The following is a 995-nucleotide window of genomic DNA, read 5'->3' on the forward strand; positions in this document are numbered from 1 at the left end:
GACTGCTGGCGGGGGTGGTGTTACTGGTGGTGTGGGTTGGTGGGGTCGACGGCTGGAGCCGTGGGAGATCCCTGCCCGGCCCCCGGAGGCACCGGAGTATGCGACGCCACCGGTGTATGAGGGCCAGGACTGGTTCTGGCTCCCCACCGAACCCGCCACCCGCGGCTGGACCACCCCCACCACCAACAGCAGTGACTTCTTCGACATTTTCGAGGACGCACCGTCCCGGTGGCCGGTGACCCACCGGGACGAGACCCTCAACATCTGGCAGGAACACACCGCCACCAATGCCCTGGCCACCGCCTTTGCCGCAGCCACCGCCGATGGCCGCAGCCCGGACGACACAGAGGCGGACGACACCGACGCGGATGAGGCCGGCTGCGAGTGGGGAACTGGCTGGGCCACGGCCGGGGACTCCAACGGCTCCATGGATGTCGGGGAGGCCTGTGAGGCCCGGGTGGAACGGACCGCGGCCGGGTTGGATTCGATCGATCCCGCCAGTACCGACCCGGCGGTGAAGGACACCCGCACCCGCGGGCAGCAACTCCTGGACGGGCTCATCTCCTGCGTGAAGCTGGCCTCCCGCACCGGGAAACTACCCCGCAACGGCGGCCTGAAAGCCCAACTGATCCTTTCCTGCTCCCAGACCGAACTGGAGAAGGCCTTTGCGCCCGGCGGGGCCGGGACCATCAACACCACCTTCAACGGGCCCCTGCCCCTGCGCCTGTTCGACACCGCCCTGTGCGATCCGGAGATCACCCGCATCGTCTACGGCCAGGGCCAGGAAATCCTCAACGCCGGCCGCACCCAACGCCTCTTCCTGCCAGCCCAACGCCGCATCCTGTACGCCCGGGATTTGGGCTGCTCCTTCCCGGACTGCACCAGTCCGGCCACCTGGACCGAAGCCCACCACATCATCCCCTGGCAGGCAGGCGGGGAAACCAGCGTTGAGAACGGCTGCCTGCTCTGCAGCCACCACCACACCCTGCTCCACA

The 995-nt window shown here is 68.3% G+C and carries 1 protein-coding gene; it reads left to right on the forward strand.

Annotation, left to right across the window (positions count from 1 at the left end; all coding sequences use genetic code 11):
* Positions 1–112: 112 nt before the first annotated feature.
* The coding region (locus PCK14_RS19300; protein WP_269940140.1) for an HNH endonuclease signature motif containing protein at positions 113–995 on the forward strand (883 nt) is incomplete at its 3' end.

The sequence above is a fragment of the Arthrobacter sp. HY1533 genome (assembly GCF_027568515.1).
Lineage (GTDB): Bacteria > Actinomycetota > Actinomycetes > Actinomycetales > Micrococcaceae > Specibacter.